Raw genomic sequence first — 22,652 nt, 5'->3', positions numbered from 1 at the left:
GGGGGATGGTCCGAGAAATCCGACTGACGGTTGTCGGGAAGCGCGCATGGGGCTGGGAAGCGCAGATGAGGGTGGCTGCGGGTGGCTGGAAAGCGCGCATGGGGGCGGAGCGCGCATGGCAGGTGGGCGGGTGGAGGGATCGCGGAAAACCGAGGGAGGCCGGGCGATCGGAGCCTGTGATCGAGAGGTGGTGTAGGCCACAGCGAGCTTGTGAAGGTCCTCACAGTTGGGAATGGCGGCACCGGGGTAAGGGGGACCGCTCGTCGATCGCTAACAGTACGAGCGTTACGCTAAAAGCCCATGTCAGAGCTACCGGCCGGTAGATTGCACTGCTGCAATTCGAGGGCAAATTTTGCAGGGTTAGCAAAGAGGGTGGAAAACCTAGCTTAGATTCACACTAACAACAGGTAGACGGCTATTTCTTCGTGTGCCATCGTGTGGAAGTACACCCCAAGGGCCTAGCAAGCCTGCAAATTGCCGCTCCAGCAGTACGAGCTGCTTCGTAGCTCGACCGGCGGCAGCACCGAACGAAGAAGTGGAGTCACAGATGTCGACCACCGGCACCCCGAGGACCGCCGCGGAAATCCAGAAGGATTGGGACACCAACCCCCGCTGGAAGGGCGTCACCCGTAACTACACCGCGGAGCAGGTGTCGAAGCTCCAGGGCACCGTCGTCGAGGAGGCCACCCTCGCCCGCCGCGGCTCGGAGATCCTGTGGGATCTCGTGAACAACGAGGACTACATCAACTCCCTCGGCGCCCTCACCGGCAACCAGGCGGTCCAGCAGGTCCGCGCCGGCCTGAAGGCCATCTACCTGTCGGGTTGGCAGGTCGCCGGTGACGCGAACCTGTCCGGCCACACCTACCCCGACCAGTCGCTGTACCCGGCCAACTCGGTTCCGGCCGTGGTCCGCCGCATCAACAACGCGCTGCTGCGCGCCGACGAGATCGCCAAGATCGAGAACGACACCTCCGTCTCCAACTGGCTGGCCCCCATCGTCGCCGACGCCGAGGCCGGCTTCGGTGGCGCGCTGAACGCCTACGAGCTGCAGAAGGCCATGATCGCCGCCGGCGCCGCCGGTGTGCACTGGGAGGACCAGCTCGCCTCCGAGAAGAAGTGCGGCCACCTGGGCGGCAAGGTGCTGATCCCGACCCAGCAGCACATCCGCACCCTGACCTCCGCGCGTCTGGCCGCCGACGTCGCCGACGTGCCGTCGGTGATCATCGCCCGCACCGACGCCGAGGCCGCCACCCTGATCACCTCGGACGTGGACGAGCGCGACCGTGAGTTCCTGGACGGCACCCGCACCCCCGAGGGCTTCTTCGGCGTGAAGAACGGCATCGAGCCCTGCATCGCGCGTGCCAAGGCCTACGCCCCCTACGCCGACCTCATCTGGATGGAGACCGGCGTGCCGGACCTCGAGGTCGCGCGCAAGTTCGCCGAGGCCGTCCGCGGCGAGTTCCCGGACCAGCTGCTGGCCTACAACTGCTCGCCCTCCTTCAACTGGAAGGCCCACCTGGACGACGCGACCATCGCGAAGTTCCAGCGTGAGCTCGGCGCGATGGGCTTCAAGTTCCAGTTCATCACCCTGGCCGGCTTCCACTCGCTCAACTACGGCATGTTCGACCTGGCCTACGGCTACGCCCGCGAGGGCATGACCGCCTTCGTCGACCTGCAGGAGCGCGAGTTCAAGGCCGCCGCCGAGCGTGGCTTCACCGCCATCAAGCACCAGCGTGAGGTCGGCGCGGGCTACTTCGACACCATCGCCACCACCGTCGACCCGAACACCTCCACCGCGGCGCTCAAGGGCTCGACCGAAGAGGGTCAGTTCCACTGAGTCGTAACGGCCGTGCCTCGTCGCGGCCGTTCGAAAAACACATCAGGTGGTCACCAGGGAAGTGAGGTTCCCGACGTGAAGACCGACAATCCTCTACTCCGGTAGGGGTGTACTGCCCTCCCCGCTGAACAGCCCCGGCGGGGAGGGCATCCCTATACCTTGGACCATCGAAGGGCGCGCTCACACCGGAGCGACACCTTCGCAGACCAGCCACCCCAGAGCCAGACAACCCAGCAGGAGCGGGACGTGAGCAGCGAAAAGATCCAACGCGTCGGCATCATCGGCGCCGGCCAGATGGGCGCGGGAATCGCGGAGGTGTGTGCCAGGGCGCACGTCGACGTACTGGTGTACGAGCAGACCCGGGAACTGGCCGCGGCGGGCCGCGCACGCATCCTCCGGTCCCTCGATCGCGGCGTGAGCAGCGGCAAGATCACCGAGCGCGAGCGCGAACAGGCCGCCTGGCGCCTGCGGTTCACCTCCGACCTCGGCGACTTCGCCGACCGCCAGCTGGTGGTCGAGGCGGTGCTCGAGGACGAGAAGGTGAAGACGAGCATCTTCGCCGAGCTCGACAAGGTCGTCACCGATCCCTCGGCCGTGCTGGCCTCCAACACCTCCTCCATCCCGATCATGAAGATCGCGGTCGCCACGGCGAACCCCGAGCGCGTGGTCGGCATGCACTTCTTCAACCCGGTCCCGGTGCTGCCGCTCGTCGAGCTGGTCACCACGCTCAAGACCAGCGAGTCGGTCTCCACGCGGGCCGAGGCCTTCGCGGGCGACGTGCTCGGCAAGCAGGTCGTGCGCTCGGCCGACCGCTCGGGCTTCGTGGTCAACGCGCTGCTGGTGCCGTACCTGCTGTCGGCGATCCGCATGGTCGAGTCCGGCTTCGCCACCAAGGAGGACGTCGACAAGGCGATGGTGCTCGGCTGCGCCCATCCGATGGGTCCGCTGGCGCTGACCGACCTGGTCGGCCTGGACACCGTGAAGTCCATCGCCGACTCGATGTACGGCGAGTTCAAGGAGCCGCTGTACTCGGCTCCTCCGCTGCTGATGCGCATGGTCGAGGCGGGACTGCTCGGAAAGAAGACCGGCGCGGGCTTCTACCAGTACAACAACCGCTAGATCTCGAAGTCTCGCGTCCGAGCGTCCGCTGCTCGCGCCTGCGGCGCATGCGCAACGGACACTCGGACGCGAGACGGGCCGCGAACGGCGCTCGTAAGACTCGCACCCGACATGGTCGGGAAAGCGGGCACCGGACGACTGTCGGCGGGTGCGCCGCGGCGATGGCTCCCGATCGGTGGCGCTGTCGGACCTCGATGCGGAGCCGACCAGAAATCGGTGTTGCCGAGCCGGGCACGGCAATCGGCATAAGCTGCACAACAGCCGGGCAATGGCGACGGTTCGGCTGGGTATCCGGAGCGCAGCGCCGAGATCGATCCGTCGATCCCGGCAAGGGCCGCGCAGGTGATCGAAAGAAGGTATCCCGCTCATGGTGAACGTGACCGACGGCTACGGGTCCAGCATCCTCGGCTATCCCAGGATCGGGCCGCACCGCGAGCTCAAGCGGGCGTTGGAGGCCTACTGGCACGGTTCGCTCGAGCGCGAGGAACTGCTGGCGGTCGGCCGTGAGATCCAGGAGACCCAGTTCAACGAGCTGGCCGCCACCGGACTGACCCAGGTGCCGGGCAACACCTTCTCGTTCTACGACCACGTGCTGGACAACGCGCTGTTGTTCGGCGCGGTGCCCAAGCGATTCGAGCCGTATCGCGAGGGCCTGCATCCACTGGACTTCTACTTCCTGATGGCGCGCGGCCGTCCGGATCTGCCGCCGCTCGAGCTGGTCCGGTTCTTCGGCACGAACTACCACTACCGTCAGCCGGAAGTGGACGCCGACACCGAGTTCTCGCTGCACCCGGAGGCGCTGCTGGACGAATTCGACCGCGCGAAGGCAGTCGGCATCGAACTGCGCCCGGTCGTCCTCGGCCCGGTCTCGCTGCTGCTGCTGTCCAAGGCCGGGCACATCCCCGGCGAGTCGGGCGGATTCGACACGCTGAGCTTGCTGGAGAAGCTGCTGCCGGTCTACGAGGAGCTGTTCGAGATCCTCGCCAAGCGCGGCGCCACCTGCGTGCAGCTGGACGAACCCGCGTTCACCAGCGAGCGCACACCCGCCGAACTGGCCGCGTTCGAAACGACCTATCACCGGCTGGGCAAGGCCCCGCTGCGGCCGCGCATCCTGGTCACCGGCCAGTACGGCGATTTCGGCGAAGCGCTGACCATCCTCGCGAGCACCAACGTCGAGGCGATCGGCCTCGACCTCGCCAGTCACCGGATGCGCCCGGAGGACCTGGCCGAGGTGCCCGGCATCCGCCGCAAGCGCTTGTACGCGGGCGTGATCAGCGGGCGCAATGTCTGGCGCGCCGACCGCTACGTCACGCTGGAATACCTCAACGAGCTGGCCCAGGTGTGCCCGGACCTGGTCGTCTCGACCGGGACCACACTGCTGCACGTGCCCTACGACCTGCTGGTCGAATACGACATCGAGGGGCATGTCGCCGACCGGCTCGCGTTCGCGAAACAGAAGGTGGGCGAGGTGGTCTCGCTCGCCAAGGCGCTCACCGAAGGCCCGTCGGACAAGTGGCGCAAGCGGCCGACCGAGGTGCACTTCAAGCAGAAGCACGCGGTGCGGCAGCGGGTCTACGCGATCACCTCGGACATGCGCTCGCGGGAGCCCTACGAGGTGCGTAGGGAAGCCCAGCAGCGCAAGCTGAACCTGCCCCCGGTGCCTGCGACCACGCTCGGCTCCTTCCCGCAGACCGACCGGATCCGCCAGGCGCGCTACGAACTCGGTGAGGGCCGGTTGTCCTACGAGGAGTACCGCAAGCGGATCGAAGCCGAGATCGAGGCGACGATCCGGTTGCAGGAGGACATCGGCCTGGACGTGCTGGTGCACGGCGAGCACGAGCGCAACGACATGATCCAGTACTTCGCCGAGCTGCTCGACGGTTTCGCGACCACCCGCTTCGGCTGGGTGCAGGTGTACGGATCACGTTGTGTGCGGCCGCCGATCATCTACGGCGACGTGTCGCGCCCGGCGCCGATGTCGGTGGAGTGGATCACCTACGCGCAGTCGCTCACCGACAAGCCGGTCAAGGGCATGGTCACCGGGCCGGTCACCATGATCGCCCGCTCCTTCGTGCGGCAGGACCAGCCGCTGCACGAGACCGCCGATCAAGTGGCGCTGGCCATCCGCGACGAGGTGGTGGATCTGGAGAAGGCGGGCATCGCGATCATCCAGGTCGACGAGCCCGCGATCCGGGAGATGCTGCCGCTGCGGCCGGAGGGCCGCGCCGAGTACCTGCGCTGGGCGATCGGCGCGTTCCGCCTGGCCACCTCGGGGGTGCAGGCGGAGACGCAGATCCACACGCACATCGGCTATTCCGGCCGCGCCGAGGTGGTCGAGGCGATCGAGGAACTCGACGCCGACGTCACCGCCATCGTCGCGACGCGCTCGATCGAATGGGTGCTGCGCGCGTTGAAGGAGGACTACGCCTCCGGGCACGGGCTCAGCCACGGCGTCGGCCCCGGCGTGTACGAGAGCCGGTCCGCGCGTATCCCGGACATCGACGAGCTGGACGAATTGCTCACCGCGGCCGCCGAAGCGGTGACGCCGCAGCGGCTGTGGGCCAACCCGGACGGCGGCCTGAAGACCCGGCACTACTGGCAGCTCGAGCCGTCGCTGCGCAACCTGGTCGCGGCGGCGCGCCGTGTCCGCAGACGGGTGGAGTCCGCCGAGTGAGCTGAGGCGGAACGTGCCGAGGGCCGTCTTCGTTCGATCGAACGGGGGCGGCCCGCGGCGTTCCAGGCGGCTCATTTCGGTACAGTTCGTACTGTATCGTTGACCTATGGACACCGACAACAGTTGGCCGGACGGGCTGCGCGTCGCGCAGGTCCGCATCGCCCGCCCGACCGACCGGCTCGACGAAGTGGTGCGGTTCTATGTCGAAGGGCTCGGCCTGCGTGAGCTCTACCGATTTCGCAACCACGCGGGTTACGACGGGGTGATGCTCGGATTGCCCGGGGCCGCATACCATCTGGAATTCACCACGCATGTGCACGGCAGCCCCGGCGATGCGCCGAGCCAGGAGAATCTGCTGGTGCTCTACTTCGCGGGCGAGTCGCATATGTACGACGTGGCACAGCGGCTCGGCGAGTTCGGCGTCGAACCGGTGCCCGCCGAGAATCCGTTCTGGGCGGCCAACGGCGGCTTGACCTTTCCCGATCCGGACGGCTGGCGCGTCGTGCTGATGCCGCGGCCGGTCTTCTGATGGCGGGACGAACCCGCGACGACCGAATCGACGCCGCGGTGCTCGCCGCCGCGCGGGAACTGCTCGACGAGGTGGGCTACGCGAACCTGTCCATCGGCCAGGTGGCGTCCCGGGCCGGGCTGCACCGTCCCGCCATCTACCGCAGATGGCCGTCGAAGCGGCACCTGGTGGTCGACGTCGTCGCCGGACTGCTCGGCCTGCGACCGACCCCGGACACCGGAGACCTGCGCGCCGACCTGACCCACGCCATGCGGGATCTGGTCGTCGCCCTGCGTGATACGTCGCTGCACCGAGTGCTGCCCGCGCTGGTCGCGGACCTGGCCGGGGACGAACAGTTGCGCGCCCACTTCCTGGCCACCGTCTTCGAACCGCGGCGGCGGACCACGGCGACGGCGTTGCGCGCGGCCATCGCCCGCGGTGAAGTGGACCCGGGCATCGACCTGGATTTCGTGCTGGACGCGGTCGCCGCGCCGATCTACTACCGTGCGCTGTTCGGGCACCTGCCGCTGACCGACGAACTCGCCGAACAGTCGGTCGCGGCGGTGCTGCGCGCGATCACCCGTTGACGGCGGGCAGCGCGCTGAGCGTCGCGAGCACCTCGGTCGCGGCGTTGGACACCGCTTCGGCCTCGGCCATGGCCAGTGCGGCCGCCGTGGCAGCCCGGACGCGCGGCAGCAGTGCCAAGCAGGCCGCGGCGGCGGTGCGGTCGGTCGCAGGGAGTTCGCCGGCGTCCTCGTCGGCGGATTGCCATGCCGCGGTGGCGATCACCTCGTGCAGCCAGTTGAGCAGTTCCAAGCGCAGCGGCTGCGGCTCGCGCACCCAGGCGCGGGCGTACGTCACGTCGGTGCGCTCGTGCAGCAGGGCGCCCAGCACGACCTCGGCGGCGGGCGCGGTGACCGAGTAGATCGAACCCTGGTGCAGCACCGAGGAGTACAGGAAGACGATGCCGCGTGCCTGGTCCTCGACGGCGTCGCTGATCAGGTCGGCGAGCATGGCGGGAGCGTCGCTCGCGGGTCCGTGGGCGTGCGCCAGCCCCGCCCAGTCCGTCTCGCGCAGCACGGTCGCCGCGCGTTCGTGGTAGATCGGCGCGAGCGCCGCCGCCGCCCGGACACGAGCTTCCGCATCCGTCGAATCGAGTGCGCGTTGGAAAGCCGCCAGGGCCATGTCCGGCTCACCGAGCTGTTCGCTGAAAACCCCGACGTCGAAACTGGCCCGCGCGGCCACCGCGGGATCGTCCGATTCGGCCAGGGACCGGCTCACCTGCCTGGCGCCCGCCAGATCGCCCGCCTCGCTCAGATGCTGGACCAGGTCGCCCGCGACGATGAGCGACTGATCCGCGGGCCAGCCGTCGATGACGGCGCGGTAGGCGGCCTTCACGCCGTCCAAATCGTCCTCGGTGCGCAAAAGATAGGCCAGGTTGGACAGGGCCAAGCGGGCGATATCGCCGGGGCCCGCGCCGATCGCGTGCTGGTAGGCCGTGCGCGCCGAGTCCGAGTCGCCACGCTTGGCGCGCGAGTAGCCGAGATTGATCCAGGCCCGCGGCGCCGCGTCGGGATGCCCGGATTCGGCGGCGCGCTCGTACATCGCTTCCGCTGCCGCGATGTCGCCGCGCTCGGCCAGCAGCAGGCCGAGGTTGTAGGCCGCGCGCGGCGCCGCGTCCTCATGGCCGGAATCGACCGCGACGTGGTAGGCGCCTTCCGCGGCCGGTTTGTCGCCCGCCGCGCTGAGCAGCCCGCCCAGCTCCGCGGCCGCCAAGGGCGCCCAGTTCGGATGGCCCGAGGCGATGGCGATCTGGAACGCCTCGCGTGCGGCCGCCACGTCGTTGCGCCTGCGGTGCATCTTGCCGAGGTCGAAGGCCAGGTCAGGCGGCCGCTTCAGCATTGTTCCCATCCAGCCTCGGCACCGAGTGGTGCGGATCCTTTTCCGAGAGTTCTACATCGGCGCGCGATCCATGGCTACCCAAGGCTCTTTCTCGAGCCGAGAAACGCTAGGCGGCACGCGTTGCCGGTCGCTGTTCGACCGGAGATCTGTCCCGTGCCGACGCCGCCGACACCCTCTGCCGGGACGGCGCGGGCCTTGCTCGCCCAGGCTCTGGCGGATACGTCGGGCGCCTCCGCCGAGCGGGACGCCCGGCGAGCTGCCGACGGGCCGGAACCGCTCGGGTAGGCGGGTCGGCGCGGCCGGGACGCCGGCGGTTCAGTCGCCGATCTCGGTTGCGAGCGTGCGCAATCCGGTGATCACGTCGTCGGGTGTGGGCGCGTTTTCCGGATCGACCAGCCACTGGGCCATGAGACCGCCGATCAACGCGTGCAGCACAGCGCCGACGGCGCGGTCGGTCGCCGCGCCGCGGGTCGGGCCGAACAGCTGCCAGAGCTGCTCGCGCGCGTGTTCCTCCGCGATCGCCAGCTCGGCGCGTACCTCGGGGGAGTGTAGAGCCTGCGCCATGCCCTCGATATTCGCCGACCAGAGCGGTCGGTCCTCGGCGAACGAAGCGATGAGCTTGCGCCAGAAGATTTCCAGGCGCGCTCCGGGTGTCACGGGGTCGTCTTGCGGCAGGGCCTCGGCGATCCGCTGCACCGCCTCCGCGCTCGATTCGATCATCGCCTGATTGAGCAGCTTGTCCCTGGTGCCGAAGTGGTAATTGATCGCGGCCAGGTTGCTGCCGGAGGCGGCGACTATTTCGCGCACGGTCGTGCGCGCGTAGCCGCGCTCGGCCAAGCACTGCTTGGCCGCGGCGAGAAGGTCTTCGCGGGTTCCCACTCCAGCACCTTAGCAAGGGCCATACGAGCGTTTGTGACGATCGTTTGAAACGTACGTATGTGACAAGCGTTTGAAACATGCGTATGTTGAGCTCATCCCCGCGAGAAGGAACGAGATGATGACCGATCAGCGCCCCCTGTCCCCCTTCGAGAGCAGCTACTTCGGCTCCGACACCAGAATCGGCAGCATCCCGGTGGGCGGCATGCCGCTGTTCATCGGTTCGACCGTGCGAGGCGGCCTCGATGTGTCCGCGCTGCGCCGCGTACTCGCCGAACTGGCCGCCGGGCATCCGCTCCTGCGCAGCACCCAGGTGGTCGACGCCGAGGGGACGAAGTACTTCCGGCTCCAGGAGTCCTATCGGCCGCGCTTGACGATCACCGAGGGTGGCGAGCCGGAATACCTGCAATTGGTGAACACGCCGCAGGACTGGACCGACGGGTTGTTCCACGCGTATCTCCTGCACGACGGCGACCGCGACCGGATCGTGCTGGCGATCCACCACGGAATCGCCGACGGCAGATCAGCTTTCGCGCTGCTCGCCGAGTTGTGGGAGCGCTACACAGCACAGGTGACCGACGCGCCCGCACCACCGGCGAATCCGGATCAGCGCCTGCCCGAGGCGATGGACACCAGGCTGGCGCGGATCGTCTCCGACGCCGAGGTCGCTGGGCTGCTCGATCTGATGCGGGCGGGCGCGGCCATGATGAGCCCCGATCTCGCGCCGCGAAACCTGCCCGAACTCGGCGACGGCGCCGCGCACCCGCCGCACCGGATGACCCTGGACCGCATCGAATTGGACGACACCGAAACCGCCGCGGTGGTCGCCGCCGCGCGCGTCCACGGTGTGTCGGTCAACAGCTTGGTCAGCGGGGCGGCGTTCGCCGCCTTCCGCGCGCAGCTGGAGCCATCGGCCGGGGCGCTGCCGATGATCTGCGGCCACGCGGTCGACGTTCGCGCGGACCTGGTGCCGCCGTTGCCCGCGAGCACCGTGCTCAACTGCGTTTCGGGAGTGGGCACCTACGCGCTGGTCGAGTCGGAAGCGGATCCGATCGCGCTGGCGCACGCGGTGGCGTCGGGCATGCGCGCCTCGGTCGAGCGCCGCGAGGCACTGCTGATGATGCTCGCCGCCCAGCGGGTGACCGACCCGGCGATCGCCGCCCTGTTCTCGTCGCCGAACACCTTCGCCATCTCCAATATCGGTCGCCTGCCCGCGCTTTCGACCCCGCCCGGGCTGTGGATCGTCCGCAACGACGTCTTCGCCATGGCGGCGGGCATGCCGCCGAAGCTCACCGTGTTCACCATCGGCGACCGGATGACCATTCAGGTGGAGTACGACATCGCACGGCACAGCCGGGCACAGCTGGGCGAGGTGCGCAGGGAGCTGGTTCGGGCGTTGGCCGCGGTTCGCGCCGCTTAGCGCGGGGGCCGTCGCGAGCTCACTCCGTGGGTGGCTCGTGACGGCCTGCCAGGCGAAGGGTCAACCGCCTGGCGAACTTACGGCGGCGCTTGGGTGCGCCCGTCCGGCGATCGATATCGGCCTCCACGTCGGCGGGGACGTCGTAGCGGCGGATGTAGGCGCCGAAGAACGCCTGCACCGTCGCGGTGACCGGAATGGCCAGCAGCGCGCCCGTGGCGCCGAGCAGGGCCGCGCCCGCCAGTACCGCCCCGAAAGCGACGGCCGGGTGCATGTCCAGGGTGGACGCGGTGATGCGCGGTTGCAGCACGTAGTTCTCGAACTGCTGGTAGAGCACGATGAAGCCGAGTATCCACAGCGCGGTGCTCGGCCCGTGCACCAGACCGACGATCACCGGCAGCGCGCCGGCGAGATACGTGCCGACCGTGGGAATGAACTGGGAGACCACACCGACCCACAGCGCGAGGGCGAACGCCGACGGCACGTCCAGCAGCCGCAGCATGACGTAGTGCGCGAGCGTCGAGGCGAGCGCGAGCAGTCCGCGGGAATAGATGTAGCCACCGGTCTTGTCGACCGCGATGTCCCAGGCGCGCAACACGTGGCGCTGCCGCCGCGGCGGCAGGAGCGAGCAGACTGTGGTGCGGATCCTGGGGCCGTCGGCGGCGAAGTAGTAGGTGAACAGGAGAATGCCGAGGCCCTGGAAGATCGCGCCGAGCGCGGCGGTGCCGATGCCCCAGACGTTGCCCGCCAATCCGGTGAGGTAACCCTCCAGGGTCGAGCTCCAGTCGGTGGCGTACTTCTGGATGTCCGTACTGGACAGATCCTTGTGGAAGGTGTGGTTGATCCAGTCGACGCCGCGATCGGCGTATACGGGTGCGTGCTGCACCAACGTGGTGACCTGCTCGACCAGCAGCGCCCCGAGCGTCCAGAAGAAGGCGACGACGAGGACCATCAGGCCGAGGAACACCAGTCCGGTCGCGGGGCCGCGCCGCATGCCGCGCCGTGCCAGCGAATTCACCGCCGGTTCGATCGCGAAGGCGAGGAACACCGATACGAGCAGAATCGTCAGCAGGCTCCGCAGTCGCTCCAGCACCCAGAAGGCCGCGAGCAACCCGGTGACCGTCGCCGCGGCGAGCAGGAACGCGCGCGGTAGCCATGGCGGCATACCGCCCGCGGTGCTGGCCGGCTCTGGCGTCTCGTCTTCGTCCTCCGCAGACACAAGGCCAAGGTACCCACGCGACGGCCGGTTAGCGGCCCGATACCGCGCCGCCGCACCGGTGCGAGCGGACTCACATGGTGGAGGCGTCGATGACGAACCGGTAGCGCACGTCGCTGGCCACGACCCGGTCGTAGGCTCCGTCGATCTCGTCGGCGGCGATCAACTCGATCTCGGCGCCGATACCGTGCTCGGCGCAGAAGTTCAGCATCTCCTGGGTCTGCGCGATGCCGCCGATCATCGAGCCCGCCAGCGAGCGGCGGTACGCGGCGAGGTTGAACCCCTTGACGCTCATCGGGTTCTCCGGTAGGCCGAGGATCACCAGGGTGCCGTCCAGGTTCAACAGGCGCAGATAGTCATCGATGGGCAGGTTCGCCGACACCGTGTTGAGGATCAGGTCGAACCGGCCGCGCAGTTCGCGGAAGGTCTGCTTGTCGCTGGTCGCGTAGTAGCCGGTGGCGCCGAATAGCTTGCCGTCGTCCTGTTTGCTCAGCGAGTGGCTCAGCACGGTGACCTCGGCGCCCATGGCGGCCGCCAGTTTCACCCCGACGTGGCCGAGCCCGCCCATGCCGATGATGGCGACCTTCTTGCCCGGCCCGGCCCCCCAGTGCCGCAGCGGCGAGTACAGGGTGACGCCCGCGCACAGCAGCGGCGCGGCGACGTCCAGGCCGATCCCGTCGGGGATCGCGACCACGAAGTTCTCGGTCACCACGATCTGCGTGGAGTACCCGCCGAGAGTGTGCCCGCCGGGCTCCACCGCCGGGTCGACCGGGGTGTTGTAGGTCATGGTCGCGCCCGCGGTGCAGTACTGCTCCTCGTCGGCGAGACACGGCGCGCAGACCCCGCAGGAATCGACCATGCAACCGACGCCGACGCGGTCGCCGACCCGATGCTTGGTGACCGCGGATCCGACCGCGGCGACCACACCCGCGATCTCGTGCCCCGGCACGCAGGGGTAGCGGGTTCCGCCCCACTCGTCGCGGGCGGTGTGGATGTCGGAGTGGCAGATTCCCGCGAACTTGATGTCGATCAGCACATCGCGCGAACCCAGGTCCCTGCGTTGGATCGTGACCTTCTCGAACGAGCCATCGGGGGCGGGCAGGGCGTAGGCGGCGGCAGTGCTCATGGAGACATGCCTACCGTCGCATGGGTGCTGTTGCCAACTGTGATCCGAAAAAGGCACGCTCACGGGTCATTTTTCCGGCGAGCTCACCGGTTCGATGATCTTCGGCGGCGCGCAGCGGCGACAATGGAGTCGGGAGGTTCGGCCGAGGCGGGAGAGCCATGGACGAAGAACGGCAACAGTGGATCGGGGCGCGTCGCGCGCCGGGCGGTGGCCGGGTGTTCGTGCTGGTCGTCACCCTGATGCTCGTGGTCGCCGCGTTCCTCGGTTATCGCGGCGATCTGCCGGACCGCGACCACCCCGGCCCCGCGGGGACGGCGGCCTCGGTCGCGTTCGTTCCGCCCGAGCCGCTCGACGCGGGCCTCGTCTCCGCGGCGGTGCGGCCGGCGCTGGTCAACATCAACGCCTCGGCCGAGCGCTCCGGGCCGGGTGCGGCGGGGTCCGGCATCGTCCTCACCGCCGACGGCGAGGTGCTCACCAGCCATCACGTGGTCAAGGGCGCGGACACCGTGACCGTCACCGACGTGGGCGACGGCAAGGTCTACGACGCGGTGGTGCTCGGCTATGACGCCGACGCCGACATCGCCCTGCTGGACTTGGCCGCGGCCAACGCGCTGCCGATCGCGACCATCGGCAGTTCGGCCGACTTGCGGTTGCGGGAGGAGGTCCTCGCGATCGGCAACGCGGGCGGTACCGGCGGCACGCCCACCGCGGTGCACGGCCCGCTCACCGATCTGGACAGCGCGATCGTGGCGATCAACGCCGCCGATCTGTCGCGCAAGGCGCTCAACGGTATGCTGGAGGTCGCGGCGGCGGTCACGCCGGGGCAGTCCGGCGGAGCCCTGGTCGATCACAAGGCGGCCGTCGTCGGGGTCATCGCCGCGGCGTCGGGCGAGGGGACGCGCACGGCCGACCACCCGGCGAACGGCTACGCGGTGCCGATCGACGCCGCGATGCGGGTGGTCCGGCAGATCCGCTCCGGCACCCCCACCGACACCGTGCACATCGGCCCGACGGCCACGCTCGGTGTGCTCGTCTCCAACGCGCTGCCGTCCGGTACCGGAGCCCGTGTGGACATGGCGATCTACGGCATGCCCGCCTACTCCGCAGGCCTGGCCGCCGGGGACGTGATCACCTCGATCGACGATCACGCCGTCACCAACGCTCAGTCGCTGCGCACCGCGCTGAACAGGCGCAAGCCCAGCGAGACCGTGCGATTGGGCATCACCGGCGCAGGCGGCTCGCGCACGGTGCCGGTGGGGCTGGTCGCGGGCCCGCCGAACTGATCCGGCTCAGACCAGCGACAGCCAGTAGTCCTGGAAGCGCAGGAACACCAGCAGCAGCACGACCGCGAAGAACAGCGCGACGATCGTCCAGCGCCACTCGGCGAGCACGCCGAGCGGACCGCGTGAGCGCCCCCACAGTTGGTCGGTGCAGACCGCGAGCAGCGGCGTGATGATCGCCCACACCACCATGCAGTAGGGGCACAGCGCGTTGATCCGGTACAGGCTCTGGAAGATCAGCCAGCAGACGAAGCCCACCCCGAGCAGGGTGCCCAGCCACAGTCCGCCCCAGACCCAGCGCGGGAAGCCGACCCCGGCCACCGACAGCACGCCGAGCGTGACGACGACCGAGAAGCCGACGATGCCCATCAGCGGGTTCGGGAACCCGAACACCGCGGCCTGATCGGTCACCATCACCGACCCGCAGGACAGGATCGGGTTGATGCTGCACGAGGGCGTATAGCCGGGATCGGTGAACAGCTTGAACCGTTCCACGGTCAGTGCCACCGCGGCCAGCCAGCCGGCCAGCCCGCCGATCAACAGGACCCACGCGGCCCGGGGCCCCGCCGTGATCACTGGCCCGCGGCGGCGCTGATCACGGGTGCGAGACCGCCTGCGCCGAAGACCTGCTGGCTGGACTCGACCTTCTTGCCGTTGACGAACACCGACGGCGTCGACTGGATGCCGCTGTCCAGCACTTCCTTGGTGCGGGCCTGGACGTACTTGTCGTACTTGTGGTCGGTGATGCACTGGGCGACCGCGTCGTCGGTGTAACCGGCGCTCTTGGCGATCTGGACCAACTGCTCGTCGGGCAGGCCCGCGCCGCCCTCAGCGGGCTGCTGGGCGAACATCGTCCTCAGCCAGGCCTGGTACTTCGACGGGTCGGCCTCCGCGACGCAGTAGGCGGCGTTGGCCGCGCGCGAGGAGTAGCGCGTGGTGGACGCCTTGTCCAGGAAGGCGATGATGTTGTACTCGACCGCCGCGGTGCCGCTCGCCACCGCCTCCTCGAGCACCTGCCCGTTGGCCGCCTCGAAGGCCTTGCACGCGGGGCACTGGAGGTCGGCGACGACCCGCACGGTGACCTTCGCGTCCGGCTTGCCGACGCGGACGGCGCCGTTGTCGGTGATCGAGGCGGGCACGGGGCCCGCGTTCGCGGTGCCGGTCGCGGCGATGGACGGAGCGGGGCCGGGATCGTCCTTGCGGGCCTTCTTCACCGCGATGCCGATGCCGATCGCCGCGATCAGCGCGACGAGCACGGCGGCGACGGCCACCTGGATCAAGATCTTGCGGTTGCGGTCGGCGCGTTCCGCCGCCAGCAGCGGGTTCGACTTCCCACCCTGGTTCTTGCTCACCGTGCGCTCACCACGCCTTTCGCTCGCCGGACGTTTTCTGCCGCCACGATCGTAGATCCGCCGACCACCTCCTCGCGTGGTCGGCCCACCGCCGCCATCATCGTCGGCCTACCTGAGAGATTCCGAAAAGTCCCGATCGGCCGCCGTTCAGCGCGGTGTGATGCCCATGAGGTGAGCACGCGCTCGTCTAGGCCCGCGCAAGCCGACGTTTCTGCGCCTCGACGTCGAAGGTGGGTTGCGGCCAGTCGAGTCCCAGCCGCTCGAGGGCCGCGATCAGCAGTTCGGTGACGGCGAGACGGGAGAACCATTTGTGGTCGGCGGGTACGACGTGCCAGGGCGCGTACTCGGTGGACGTGCGGTCCAGCATCGCCTGGTACGCGTCCAGGTACGCGGGCCAGAACGCGCGCTCATCGATGTCGGACGGGTTGAACTTCCAGTATTTGTCCGTGCGTTCCAGTCGCTCGGCCAGCCGCCGCTTCTGTTCGTCGAGCGAGACGAACATGGCGACCTTCACCAGCGAGGTGCCCTCGTCCACCAGTTCCCGCTCGAACGCGTTGATCTCGTCGTAGCGCGGTTCCCACACCGTCGGCGGCACCAGATTGTGCACCCGCACCACGAGCACGTCCTCGTAGTGCGAGCGATCGAACACCCCGAGCTGGCCAGCGCGCGGCAGCGCCTTGCGGATGCGCCACAGATAGTGATGGCGGCTCTCCTCCGGCGTCGGCACGCCGAACGCGGCATGGTCGACGCCCTGCGGGTCGACCGAGCCGATGACGTGCCGGACGATGCCGCCCTTGCCCGCGGTGTCCATGCCTTGCAGGATCAGCAGCACGTTGCGCCGGTCGCCGCCTGCCCGGCCGTTGGCGTACAGCTTCTCCTGCAGATCCGACAGCACTTGGGCGCGTTCGGCGAGCAAGGCCGAGCCCGCCTTCTTGCCGCCGGTGAAACCCGGTGTCCCGGAGGTGTCCAACTCGGCCACGCGCAAGCCGTCGGCCCGCAGAGCCTCGGTAGGCGACACCGTCCACTGCTTCGGCATGGCTCAACCCTAATCCGCCCGTGTCACACTTGCGCGAGCCGCAGCAACTGAGCCGCGAACTCCTCGTCCGACACGGGGGTGAGGATGAGATCGTGCGTGGTGGTGAGCAAGTAGCGACCGTCGCCGGTGAAGTCCAGCCAGGTGCGATGGCGGGTGGGCGGGGACATCGGGTTCTCCGGCTGCACCGTGACGGTGATGAAGCCACGTCCGTCCACCGGTTTGCGCAGGGTTTGGCGGAACTTCGCCGCACCGCGATGGCCATTGGTGACGAACGGCTCGGTGCGATCCGAATTCAGCACCGCGTCCTGCGGCTCCCGCATCGGGGCGAGCTTGCCCGGCCGGGCCGAACCGATGATCTGCACCAAACGTTCGCCCACGGCACGGGCGTGGCACATCTGCACGGTCACCCGGTCCGGCGTGGCGACCAGAATGCCCGCGTGGTTGTGCACCACGGCGGCGAACGCGAGAATCCGTTCGACCTCCGACCCGCTGCCGTTGCGCGAGAGCGCGGAGCGTTCGCCGGAGACGGTGATGGTGGTGGCGTCGTTGCGTGCGCAGAGCACCAGCGCGGCGGCCAGATCCGGGTCGGCCTGCCTGGCGAAGCGCTGCGGCAGATGGAGGGCGTGGTACTCCGACTCGGTCCGCGCCGTGGCCGCGGGGACCATGTTGACCGGGTAGGGCCTACGGTCCAGGCTCGTTTCGTTCGTCCAGACATGCGTGAACTCGTCCGGGGTGAGCACCCATTTCACCGTGCGCCGCCTCCGCGGACGGAATCCGGATCGCCCGGCGCGTTGTCGGCCGCCGAACCGTCGTGCGGCCGGGGGAATCGGGGAACGCGATCGCCGGTGGCGGGCATCGTCGGGGTGTAGACGTACGTCATCGTGTCCCGGACATCCGCCTCGATGTCTGCCGCCGCACTATCGTGTTCCATCCTACGTTTTCCACCGTAAACCGCCTCGGCGGCCGGGTCCGCCAGCGGACGGTACCGCTGGGGCGGCGCGATCGCGCCCCGGATCGCCTGCGCGGCATCGCTATTCAACTCCATCAGGCGAGCGACTGCCCGGCACACGTCGTGCGCTTCCCCGCCCGTGCGGACGAACTGCCTGGTCGCGCTCACGGCGGCGTCGGCTGCCCGGCCGGACCAGCGCGCGAACTCCCGGTTGGTGGCATCGGAGAAGGCTTGGAACGCTTCGGCCACCGCGGTCGCGTTGACCTGCCATGCCGCGGCGATCCGGCCGAGCGCCGCCGGGTCGAGCGCTTCGTGCACCAGCTCCCAGATCTGCTGGTGGGTGTAGGCGCCGAACAGTTCGCGATCCGGCGCGTAGGCGGGATCGGTTGCGCCGTCGGTGAAGCCGGCCAGCTCCTGCCGGATGCCGTCGGCGGCGGCGCGTGCCGCGGAGTCTGCCATCGGTCCCCCTCAGTCGGTCCCCGCGCACGGGTTCGCGCTCAATGCGGCTCCAGATAATCGGCGACCAGCCGCAGCGCGGCCTGATTCGCCGCCTCGGCGTCGGCCAGCCGGTTGGCCGCGGCGAGATACGCGGCCTTGAACAGCAGCGCCGTTTCCTGGAACGCGGCCAGGGTGTCCAGGTATTGCCGTCCCTTGGCGGCGAACCCGCGGGTGAGGCCGTGTCCGGTGGGCAGATCGGGGAAACCGCTCACGTCGGTGACGAAGTGTTCGTCGGCCATCGCGCGGCCCAGATCGTCGACCAGCCGGTCGCACGCGGCGGCGAGATTCTCCGCGACCGCGGTGTCCAGCTCGAACCGCTCACCCCCGCCTGCGCCGATGGCCGCCGCGTACAGCTCTCGCGCCGTCCCCTGCCCGGTATCGGGTACCGCCACCTGGAAGCCCCCTTCCGCTCGGTCCTGTTCGTACCGCGCTGTACTGGATCGGCACTTTACCGCTCGGTACAACGCGGCGGATCGCCTCGGTAGGAGCTTGTGCGCAGGCCCCGGTGCCTGGCTTCGCCGTTGTTACACTGACCAGCGGTCCGAGGGGCGGTGTGGGGAAGGCGACCAGTGGCCGAAATCGATGGCGTAGTTCCGAAATACTTGCAGATCTCCGGGCATTTGCGAGATCTGATCGAGCGCGGGGACCTGGCTCCCGGCGCCGAAGTGCCGTCCGAGCGCGAACTCGCCGCACGTTGGAAGGTGGCCAGGCCCACCGCCGCCAAAGCGCTGAATACCCTGCGTCAGCAGGGAATCGTCACTTCCCGCCGTGGGTCGGGCACCTATGTGGCCGACCGGTCGGCGCTGCTGCGCGAGAGCGCGCCCCGGTACGGACCGGCTGCGTCCGAGGGCGATTCGGTGACCGTGCTGGAAGCGGAGATGGTGGAAGGACCACGGGAGGTCACCGATTCGCTCGGTCTGCCCGAGGCGAGTCCGGTGATCACTCTGAAGCTGACGAGCGAGAGCAATTCCGGGGCCATGCGGCTGGTCACATGCTGGTATCCGGGCGATTTCGCCGAGGCCGCCGCGTTGGTCCGCGGGTCCGTGCCCGTGTCGGGCGCGGTCGTGCGGCATCTGGAAGCCGCGATCGGCCGCGCCGCCGCGGTCGTGCGGGAGAGCGTCGGCGCTCGGCTGGCCACCGATGACGAATGCCGCCGTCTCGCGCTCCCGCATCCGGCGGCGGTGCTGGTCGTGTACCGCATCGGCCTGGACGCCCTCGGCGTCGCGCTGGAGTACCGCGAGAGCGTCCACCCGCCCGGCCGCCCGATCATGGAGCACGAGTATCCGGCCAGTTCAGCGGCCGATTTCCGCCGTTGACACCCCGGTGCCGCCACTGGCATAGTCCACTTGTCGGAAGTGTCGAAGGGTGGGAGGGGCGATGTCCGATCAGTTGACCGTCGGCGGCTGGGTGGTCGTGGGAGAGCAGTGTTCGGTCCGCCTGGCCCCGGTGCCGCGTGACGACTTCTTGGCCTTCGTCTTCGAAAGCGGCGGAACCGAATTCGAATTGGCGCTCGCGCCCGCGATCCTGCACCGCATGGTCGATCTCGGCACCGCTTCGCCCGCGCCGTGACCGATTCACGGTGGTCGTCCGAAACTTCAGTGCCGGTGCGTGTTTCGGATACCTGGTCTACGCGTCGATGAAGAGGTCGTTGGCCAGCGCGCCGGAACCCGGTACGACCCGGTAGTGGTCCAGATCGGTGCGGCCATGGGCAGCCAGGACATCCTCGTCCAGGAGAAGCTGCCCGGTGTAGGTCGTCGCGGGGCTGGTCACGATCAGCAAAGCGGCGTCCGCGCAGATGAACGGGTTGCGCGATGCGGCGACCGCTTCCGCGCCGCCGAGCAGGTTGCGCACCGCCGCGGTGTCGATCTTCGTGCGCGGCCACAGCGAGTTCACCGCGATGCCATAGGGCCGGAACTCTTGTGCCAGACCGATGGTGGCGACGCTGACACCGTATTTGGAGACGGTGTAGGCCACTCCGTTGCCCACATGTTCAGGGTTCATGTTGAGCGGTGGGGAAAGCGTGAGGATATGCGGATTCCGCCCGGCCGGCGCCGAGGCGCGCAGGTGCGGCAGCGCCAGCTTGGACAGCAGGAAAGGCGCACGGAGATTGACGGCTTGCATGTGGTCGTAGCGCTGCATGCCGATCTGCTCGGCACCGGTGAGGTCGACCGATCCCGCGTTGTTGACCAGGATGTCGATGCCGCCGAAGCGCTCGACGATCCGATCGACCGCTTCGGCCATCGCCTTGTCGTCGCGGACATCCGCCACCAGGGGCAGTACGGCGCCGCCCGCGGCTTCCGCCTCCGCGGCGGCGGTGTGGATGGTGCCGGGCAGTTTGGGGTGTGGCTCCTGGGTGCGGGCGATCATCGCGACGTTCGCGCCCTCCGCCGCGAACCTGATCGCGATGGCAAGGCCGATGCCACGGCTGGCTCCGGTGATCACGGCGGTCCTTCCCGCGAGCAGCTCCCCGGTCGCCTCTCCTCGAGCGGACGCGGGCATGGATAGGGGACTGTTCATGGTGGGGTCCTCTGGCTGGAATACGCGATCTTGTCGAGTCAGGCTAGTGCCCCGTCGTATCCGATAGTGCGCGATCGAGTCCGGATGGGTGTGCGTCGTCGATCGCGATACTCCGGGGCGCGCCGTGAGCTGGCGAGTGGGCGTGACCGTCGACGGTTACACGTCGTCGCCGGTCCGCCGGTCGGCAGCAGCGTCGCTGCCTGTGACCAGCCGCGACTGTAGGACTATCGCCGACAATTGGCTGCGAAACCATCGGTGAGCGGGATCGTTGTCGTTGCGCGGATGCCAGGCGATCCCTATTTCGACGAGTGGCAGTTCGAGTGGAATCGGAAAGGTTCGCAGACCCAGATCGGTGGCGAGGGCGCTCAGCCAGTTCGCGGCTGTCAAAGCGACAAGATCGGTAGATCGGGCCAACAGAATCGCACTGGTGTGACTGGGTACGACGACCGCGACTCTGCGGTCCAAGCCCAATCGCGCAAGGGCATCGTCGATGGGGCCACGGAGCTTCCCCCGCCGCGAGACTCCGATATGGTCCGCCGCGGCGAACCTGGCAGCGTCGATCGGTGCGTCGAACAGCGGATTCCCCTCCCCGGCCACTCCGATGACCGGCATCGTCAGCAAAGTTTCGGCGCGGCTTTCCGGGTCGAGGTGTTGCAAGACGCCCAATTCCACGTCGACATCACCGCGCCGGAGCGCGGCGGTGCCTTCCGTCGACTCGGGCACGAAGACGACATCGATCCCGGGTGCGCAGCGCCGCAGTCTTTCGAGCAGGGGCACGGCCCATCCGGTCAGGAAGAGATCGGCGGCCTGCACAGCGAAGGTTCGTCGGAGGTCGCGGGGATCGAATTCGACACCGGGGCGCAGGATTTGATCGGCCTGACGTAGCAATGCGCTCAAGGTATCCCGGATCTCGATGGCGCGCTGGGTCGGGACCATGCCCTGTCCGGCACGCACGAGCAGGGGATCTCCAGTGACTCTGCGAAGTGTGGACAGCGAACGGCTGACCGCGGGCGGAGAGGTCCCCAGCCGTTCGGCAGCCACTGTGACGCTGTTCTCCTGCAGGAGAACATCCAAGACGCGCAGCAGATTCAGATCCATCGACGACACCACACCCCAAGTTTATTAACTTCAGCGATAACTATTAATTACCAATCATTGCATTGCCTGATAAATGGCCTGAGTGAAGGCTAGGAGCGTAGCTACCCACGAGATCCATCCATGCACCCGAGTCCAGGAGGCAACCGCAATGACTGTTCCCTCGGCCCGCGACGGCCGCGACGGAGATATCTTGGCCGTGGTCAGCCAAAGTGGCCCGACAGTCACGTTTTTCAACGCCGCTACCGACAAGGAGTTGGGGGCCGTCGAACTCCTCGCCGAGCCCCACGAACTGTGTTTCGACCCGACGCGGCGTCTGCTGTGGTGCACCAACACCTACTACTCGGGCTACTACCATGCGAACGCCGGCCGACGTACCCAGTTGACCGTCATCGACCCCGACCTACGACGGATCGTCGACGTCATCGACATAACTCCAGAGCACGGGCCGCACGGTCTGGCCATCGATACCGCACGCAGCCGCCTGTACGTCAGCGTCGAGGGATCCAACGAACGCCCTGGTGGCGTTGTTGTCATCGATACGGAGACGCGGAAACCGCTAGGGCGCATCGACACCGGCGCGCCCGGGCCGCACTGGTTCGTCATCGACCCGTCCGGCGAGAAAGGCTATGCCAGCAATAAGGAGGCACCGTTCATCTCCATCGTGGACCTGGTCGCGGAGACCTTGACCACCACCGTAGAAGTTCCCGGCAGTGAGGGGCTCGCGGTTTCCGCGGACGGCGGCGAACTCTATGTCGCCGCGCCATATGGGTCGTTCGAGCCGGGTCGCAACGCCGAACAACCACCTGCCGGGATCCGCGTCATCGATACCAAGACCGCCACGGTCGTCGATGTGCTGTCCACCGAGAACGTAGTGTTCCCGGTCTGTCTGACCAGCACCGGCAGCCTCCTCGCCGGAGAACTGCGGATGTCGGCCGACGCGTCTTCGAAACTCGGACGACAGATCCCGGGGAGGTTGACCGCTTTCGCAACGGATACCCGCGAGCAGATCGCCCAAGTCGAATTGACCGGCGCGTTCCCTCTCACGATCACCTCTTCTCCCGACGGGCGACTGGGCTACATCGCGTCCGTCAGTTCATCGACCGTCGACATCGTCGACTTGCGGACTTGGGAACTGCTCAGCTCGCTGGACATCCCGAAGCGGGGCGAACCCGGCGCTCACGGCCTGGCCTACATACCGCGTCCCCACTGATCCGCCGGGCATCGGTGCGGGTGCCTTCCGCTGCCAC

22 protein-coding genes are annotated in these 22,652 nt (G+C 68.4%); 10 read left to right on the top strand and 12 right to left on the bottom strand.

What is annotated here, in order from left to right; genetic code table 11:
• Nucleotides 1-547 precede the first annotated feature (547 nt).
• The 5 genes from aceA (at nt 548) to ON21_RS26990 (ending at nt 6,725) form a co-directional block, all read left to right on the top strand.
• A complete protein-coding gene (gene aceA, locus ON21_RS27010) occupies nt 548-1,837 on the top strand; it encodes an isocitrate lyase (protein WP_039802239.1) in 1,290 nt (429 codons plus the stop codon).
• A gap of 246 nt (nt 1,838-2,083) precedes the next feature.
• A complete protein-coding gene (locus tag ON21_RS27005; protein ID WP_039802237.1) occupies nt 2,084-2,956 on the top strand; it encodes a 3-hydroxybutyryl-CoA dehydrogenase in 873 nt (290 codons plus the stop codon).
• 367 nt (nt 2,957-3,323) lie between these two features.
• Nucleotides 3,324-5,630, top strand: a complete 2,307-nt coding sequence (gene metE / locus ON21_RS27000) for a 5-methyltetrahydropteroyltriglutamate--homocysteine S-methyltransferase (protein WP_039802235.1) — start codon at nt 3,324-3,326, stop codon at nt 5,628-5,630.
• A 106-nt stretch (nt 5,631-5,736) separates the two neighbouring features.
• Nucleotides 5,737-6,159, top strand: a complete 423-nt coding sequence (locus ON21_RS26995) for a VOC family protein (RefSeq protein ID WP_039802233.1) — start codon at nt 5,737-5,739, stop codon at nt 6,157-6,159.
• On the top strand, nt 6,159-6,725 hold the full coding sequence (locus tag ON21_RS26990; protein ID WP_039802231.1) for a TetR/AcrR family transcriptional regulator: 567 nt from the start codon (nt 6,159-6,161) through the stop codon (nt 6,723-6,725). The genes ON21_RS26995 and ON21_RS26990 overlap by 1 nt, the downstream gene beginning before the upstream one ends.
• On the opposite strand, the gene ON21_RS36090 is transcribed toward ON21_RS26990, so the two are convergent.
• The gene (locus ON21_RS36090) at nt 6,715-8,040 is read right to left on the bottom strand and encodes a tetratricopeptide repeat protein (protein WP_051021388.1); all 1,326 of its coding nucleotides are present in this window, start codon (nt 8,038-8,040) and stop codon (nt 6,715-6,717) included. The genes ON21_RS26990 and ON21_RS36090 overlap by 11 nt on opposite strands.
• Nucleotides 8,041-8,355: 315 nt before the next feature.
• Nucleotides 8,356-8,919, bottom strand: coding sequence for a TetR/AcrR family transcriptional regulator (locus tag ON21_RS26980; protein WP_039802229.1), 564 nt, complete (start codon nt 8,917-8,919; stop codon nt 8,356-8,358).
• A gap of 115 nt (nt 8,920-9,034) precedes the next feature.
• Between ON21_RS26980 and ON21_RS26975 the strand changes: the two genes are divergently transcribed.
• Nucleotides 9,035-10,336 carry a phthiocerol/phthiodiolone dimycocerosyl transferase family protein gene (locus ON21_RS26975; RefSeq protein ID WP_039802227.1) on the top strand — a complete coding sequence of 434 codons (1,302 nt, stop codon included), beginning with the start codon at nt 9,035-9,037 and terminating at the stop codon, nt 10,334-10,336.
• Between the two features lie 19 nt (nt 10,337-10,355).
• Here ON21_RS26975 and ON21_RS26970 read toward each other — a convergent pair whose 3' ends face one another.
• Entirely contained in the window at nt 10,356-11,552 is a 1,197-nt protein-coding gene (locus tag ON21_RS26970; RefSeq protein WP_051021387.1) for an AI-2E family transporter, read from the bottom strand.
• 70 nt (nt 11,553-11,622) lie between these two features.
• Nucleotides 11,623-12,675 carry an NAD(P)-dependent alcohol dehydrogenase gene (locus ON21_RS26965; RefSeq protein ID WP_039802225.1) on the bottom strand — a complete coding sequence of 351 codons (1,053 nt, stop codon included), beginning with the start codon at nt 12,673-12,675 and terminating at the stop codon, nt 11,623-11,625.
• 158 nt (nt 12,676-12,833) lie between these two features.
• Between ON21_RS26965 and ON21_RS26960 the strand changes: the two genes are divergently transcribed.
• On the top strand, nt 12,834-13,958 hold the full coding sequence (locus ON21_RS26960; RefSeq protein WP_051021386.1) for a S1C family serine protease: 1,125 nt from the start codon (nt 12,834-12,836) through the stop codon (nt 13,956-13,958).
• 6 nt (nt 13,959-13,964) lie between these two features.
• Here ON21_RS26960 and ON21_RS26955 read toward each other — a convergent pair whose 3' ends face one another.
• The 6 genes from ON21_RS26955 to ON21_RS26930 form a co-directional block, all read right to left on the bottom strand.
• Nucleotides 13,965-14,531 carry a vitamin K epoxide reductase family protein gene (locus ON21_RS26955; protein WP_051021385.1) on the bottom strand — a complete coding sequence of 189 codons (567 nt, stop codon included), beginning with the start codon at nt 14,529-14,531 and terminating at the stop codon, nt 13,965-13,967.
• On the bottom strand, nt 14,528-15,307 hold the full coding sequence (locus tag ON21_RS26950) for a DsbA family protein (RefSeq protein ID WP_039802224.1): 780 nt from the start codon (nt 15,305-15,307) through the stop codon (nt 14,528-14,530). Before ON21_RS26950 ends, ON21_RS26955 begins: the two co-directional genes overlap by 4 nt.
• Nucleotides 15,308-15,494: 187 nt before the next feature.
• Nucleotides 15,495-16,343 (bottom strand): polyphosphate kinase 2 family protein, encoded by an 849-nt coding sequence (locus ON21_RS26945; protein WP_039802222.1) that lies wholly within the window; start codon nt 16,341-16,343, stop codon nt 15,495-15,497.
• Nucleotides 16,344-16,366: 23 nt separating this feature from the next.
• Entirely contained in the window at nt 16,367-17,092 is a 726-nt protein-coding gene (locus tag ON21_RS26940) for an ESX secretion-associated protein EspG (protein ID WP_039802220.1), read from the bottom strand.
• Nucleotides 17,089-17,751, bottom strand: a complete 663-nt coding sequence (locus ON21_RS26935) for a hypothetical protein (protein ID WP_051021384.1) — start codon at nt 17,749-17,751, stop codon at nt 17,089-17,091. Before ON21_RS26935 ends, ON21_RS26940 begins: the two co-directional genes overlap by 4 nt.
• A 38-nt stretch (nt 17,752-17,789) precedes the next feature.
• The gene (locus tag ON21_RS26930; protein ID WP_039802218.1) at nt 17,790-18,182 is read right to left on the bottom strand and encodes a hypothetical protein; all 393 of its coding nucleotides are present in this window, start codon (nt 18,180-18,182) and stop codon (nt 17,790-17,792) included.
• Between the two features lie 177 nt (nt 18,183-18,359).
• Here ON21_RS26930 and ON21_RS26925 point away from each other — a divergent pair, with 177 nt between their 5' ends.
• Together ON21_RS26925 and ON21_RS26920 are read left to right on the top strand one after the other, a co-directional pair.
• Nucleotides 18,360-19,106: a GntR family transcriptional regulator gene (locus tag ON21_RS26925; RefSeq protein WP_063821141.1), complete on the top strand. Its 747-nt coding sequence runs from the start codon at nt 18,360-18,362 to the stop codon at nt 19,104-19,106.
• 61 nt (nt 19,107-19,167) lie between these two features.
• Nucleotides 19,168-19,359: a hypothetical protein gene (locus ON21_RS26920; protein WP_039802216.1), complete on the top strand. Its 192-nt coding sequence runs from the start codon at nt 19,168-19,170 to the stop codon at nt 19,357-19,359.
• 57 nt (nt 19,360-19,416) lie between these two features.
• On the opposite strand, the gene ON21_RS26915 is transcribed toward ON21_RS26920, so the two are convergent.
• Both ON21_RS26915 and ON21_RS26910 read right to left on the bottom strand, forming a co-directional pair.
• The gene (locus tag ON21_RS26915; RefSeq protein WP_245562745.1) at nt 19,417-20,307 is read right to left on the bottom strand and encodes an SDR family oxidoreductase; all 891 of its coding nucleotides are present in this window, start codon (nt 20,305-20,307) and stop codon (nt 19,417-19,419) included.
• A gap of 156 nt (nt 20,308-20,463) precedes the next feature.
• The gene (locus ON21_RS26910) at nt 20,464-21,405 is read right to left on the bottom strand and encodes a LysR family transcriptional regulator (RefSeq protein ID WP_051021399.1); all 942 of its coding nucleotides are present in this window, start codon (nt 21,403-21,405) and stop codon (nt 20,464-20,466) included.
• A gap of 148 nt (nt 21,406-21,553) precedes the next feature.
• On the opposite strand from ON21_RS26910, the gene ON21_RS26905 reads away from it, so the two are divergent.
• Nucleotides 21,554-22,615: a YncE family protein gene (locus tag ON21_RS26905; protein ID WP_039802214.1), complete on the top strand. Its 1,062-nt coding sequence runs from the start codon at nt 21,554-21,556 to the stop codon at nt 22,613-22,615.
• Nucleotides 22,616-22,652 lie beyond the last annotated feature (37 nt).

The sequence above is a fragment of the Nocardia araoensis NBRC 100135 genome (assembly GCF_000308435.1).
GTDB lineage: Bacteria > Actinomycetota > Actinomycetes > Mycobacteriales > Mycobacteriaceae > Nocardia > Nocardia araoensis.
Note: the sequence above shows the minus strand (reverse complement) of the source record. Positions and strands in the feature narration are given on the sequence as shown.

What these genes read in the sequence shown, in the direction of transcription:
- aceA (WP_039802239.1), top strand. Translation starts at nt 548, where the DNA reads ATGTCGACCACCGGCACCCCGAGGACCGCCGCGGAAATCCAGAAGGAT.
- metE (WP_039802235.1), top strand. Translation starts at nt 3,324, where the DNA reads ATGGTGAACGTGACCGACGGCTACGGGTCCAGCATCCTCGGCTATCCC.
- ON21_RS26995 (WP_039802233.1), top strand. Translation starts at nt 5,737, where the DNA reads ATGGACACCGACAACAGTTGGCCGGACGGGCTGCGCGTCGCGCAGGTC.
- ON21_RS26990 (WP_039802231.1), top strand. Translation starts at nt 6,159, where the DNA reads ATGGCGGGACGAACCCGCGACGACCGAATCGACGCCGCGGTGCTCGCC.
- ON21_RS36090 (WP_051021388.1), bottom strand. Translation starts at nt 8,040, where the DNA reads ATGCTGAAGCGGCCGCCTGACCTGGCCTTCGACCTCGGCAAGATGCAC.
- ON21_RS26975 (WP_039802227.1), top strand. Translation starts at nt 9,035, where the DNA reads ATGATGACCGATCAGCGCCCCCTGTCCCCCTTCGAGAGCAGCTACTTC.
- ON21_RS26965 (WP_039802225.1), bottom strand. Translation starts at nt 12,675, where the DNA reads ATGAGCACTGCCGCCGCCTACGCCCTGCCCGCCCCCGATGGCTCGTTC.
- ON21_RS26960 (WP_051021386.1), top strand. Translation starts at nt 12,834, where the DNA reads ATGGACGAAGAACGGCAACAGTGGATCGGGGCGCGTCGCGCGCCGGGC.
- ON21_RS26945 (WP_039802222.1), bottom strand. Translation starts at nt 16,343, where the DNA reads ATGCCGAAGCAGTGGACGGTGTCGCCTACCGAGGCTCTGCGGGCCGAC.
- ON21_RS26935 (WP_051021384.1), bottom strand. Translation starts at nt 17,751, where the DNA reads ATGGCAGACTCCGCGGCACGCGCCGCCGCCGACGGCATCCGGCAGGAG.
- ON21_RS26920 (WP_039802216.1), top strand. Translation starts at nt 19,168, where the DNA reads ATGTCCGATCAGTTGACCGTCGGCGGCTGGGTGGTCGTGGGAGAGCAG.
- ON21_RS26915 (WP_245562745.1), bottom strand. Translation starts at nt 20,307, where the DNA reads ATGAACAGTCCCCTATCCATGCCCGCGTCCGCTCGAGGAGAGGCGACC.
- ON21_RS26910 (WP_051021399.1), bottom strand. Translation starts at nt 21,405, where the DNA reads ATGGATCTGAATCTGCTGCGCGTCTTGGATGTTCTCCTGCAGGAGAAC.
- ON21_RS26905 (WP_039802214.1), top strand. Translation starts at nt 21,554, where the DNA reads ATGACTGTTCCCTCGGCCCGCGACGGCCGCGACGGAGATATCTTGGCC.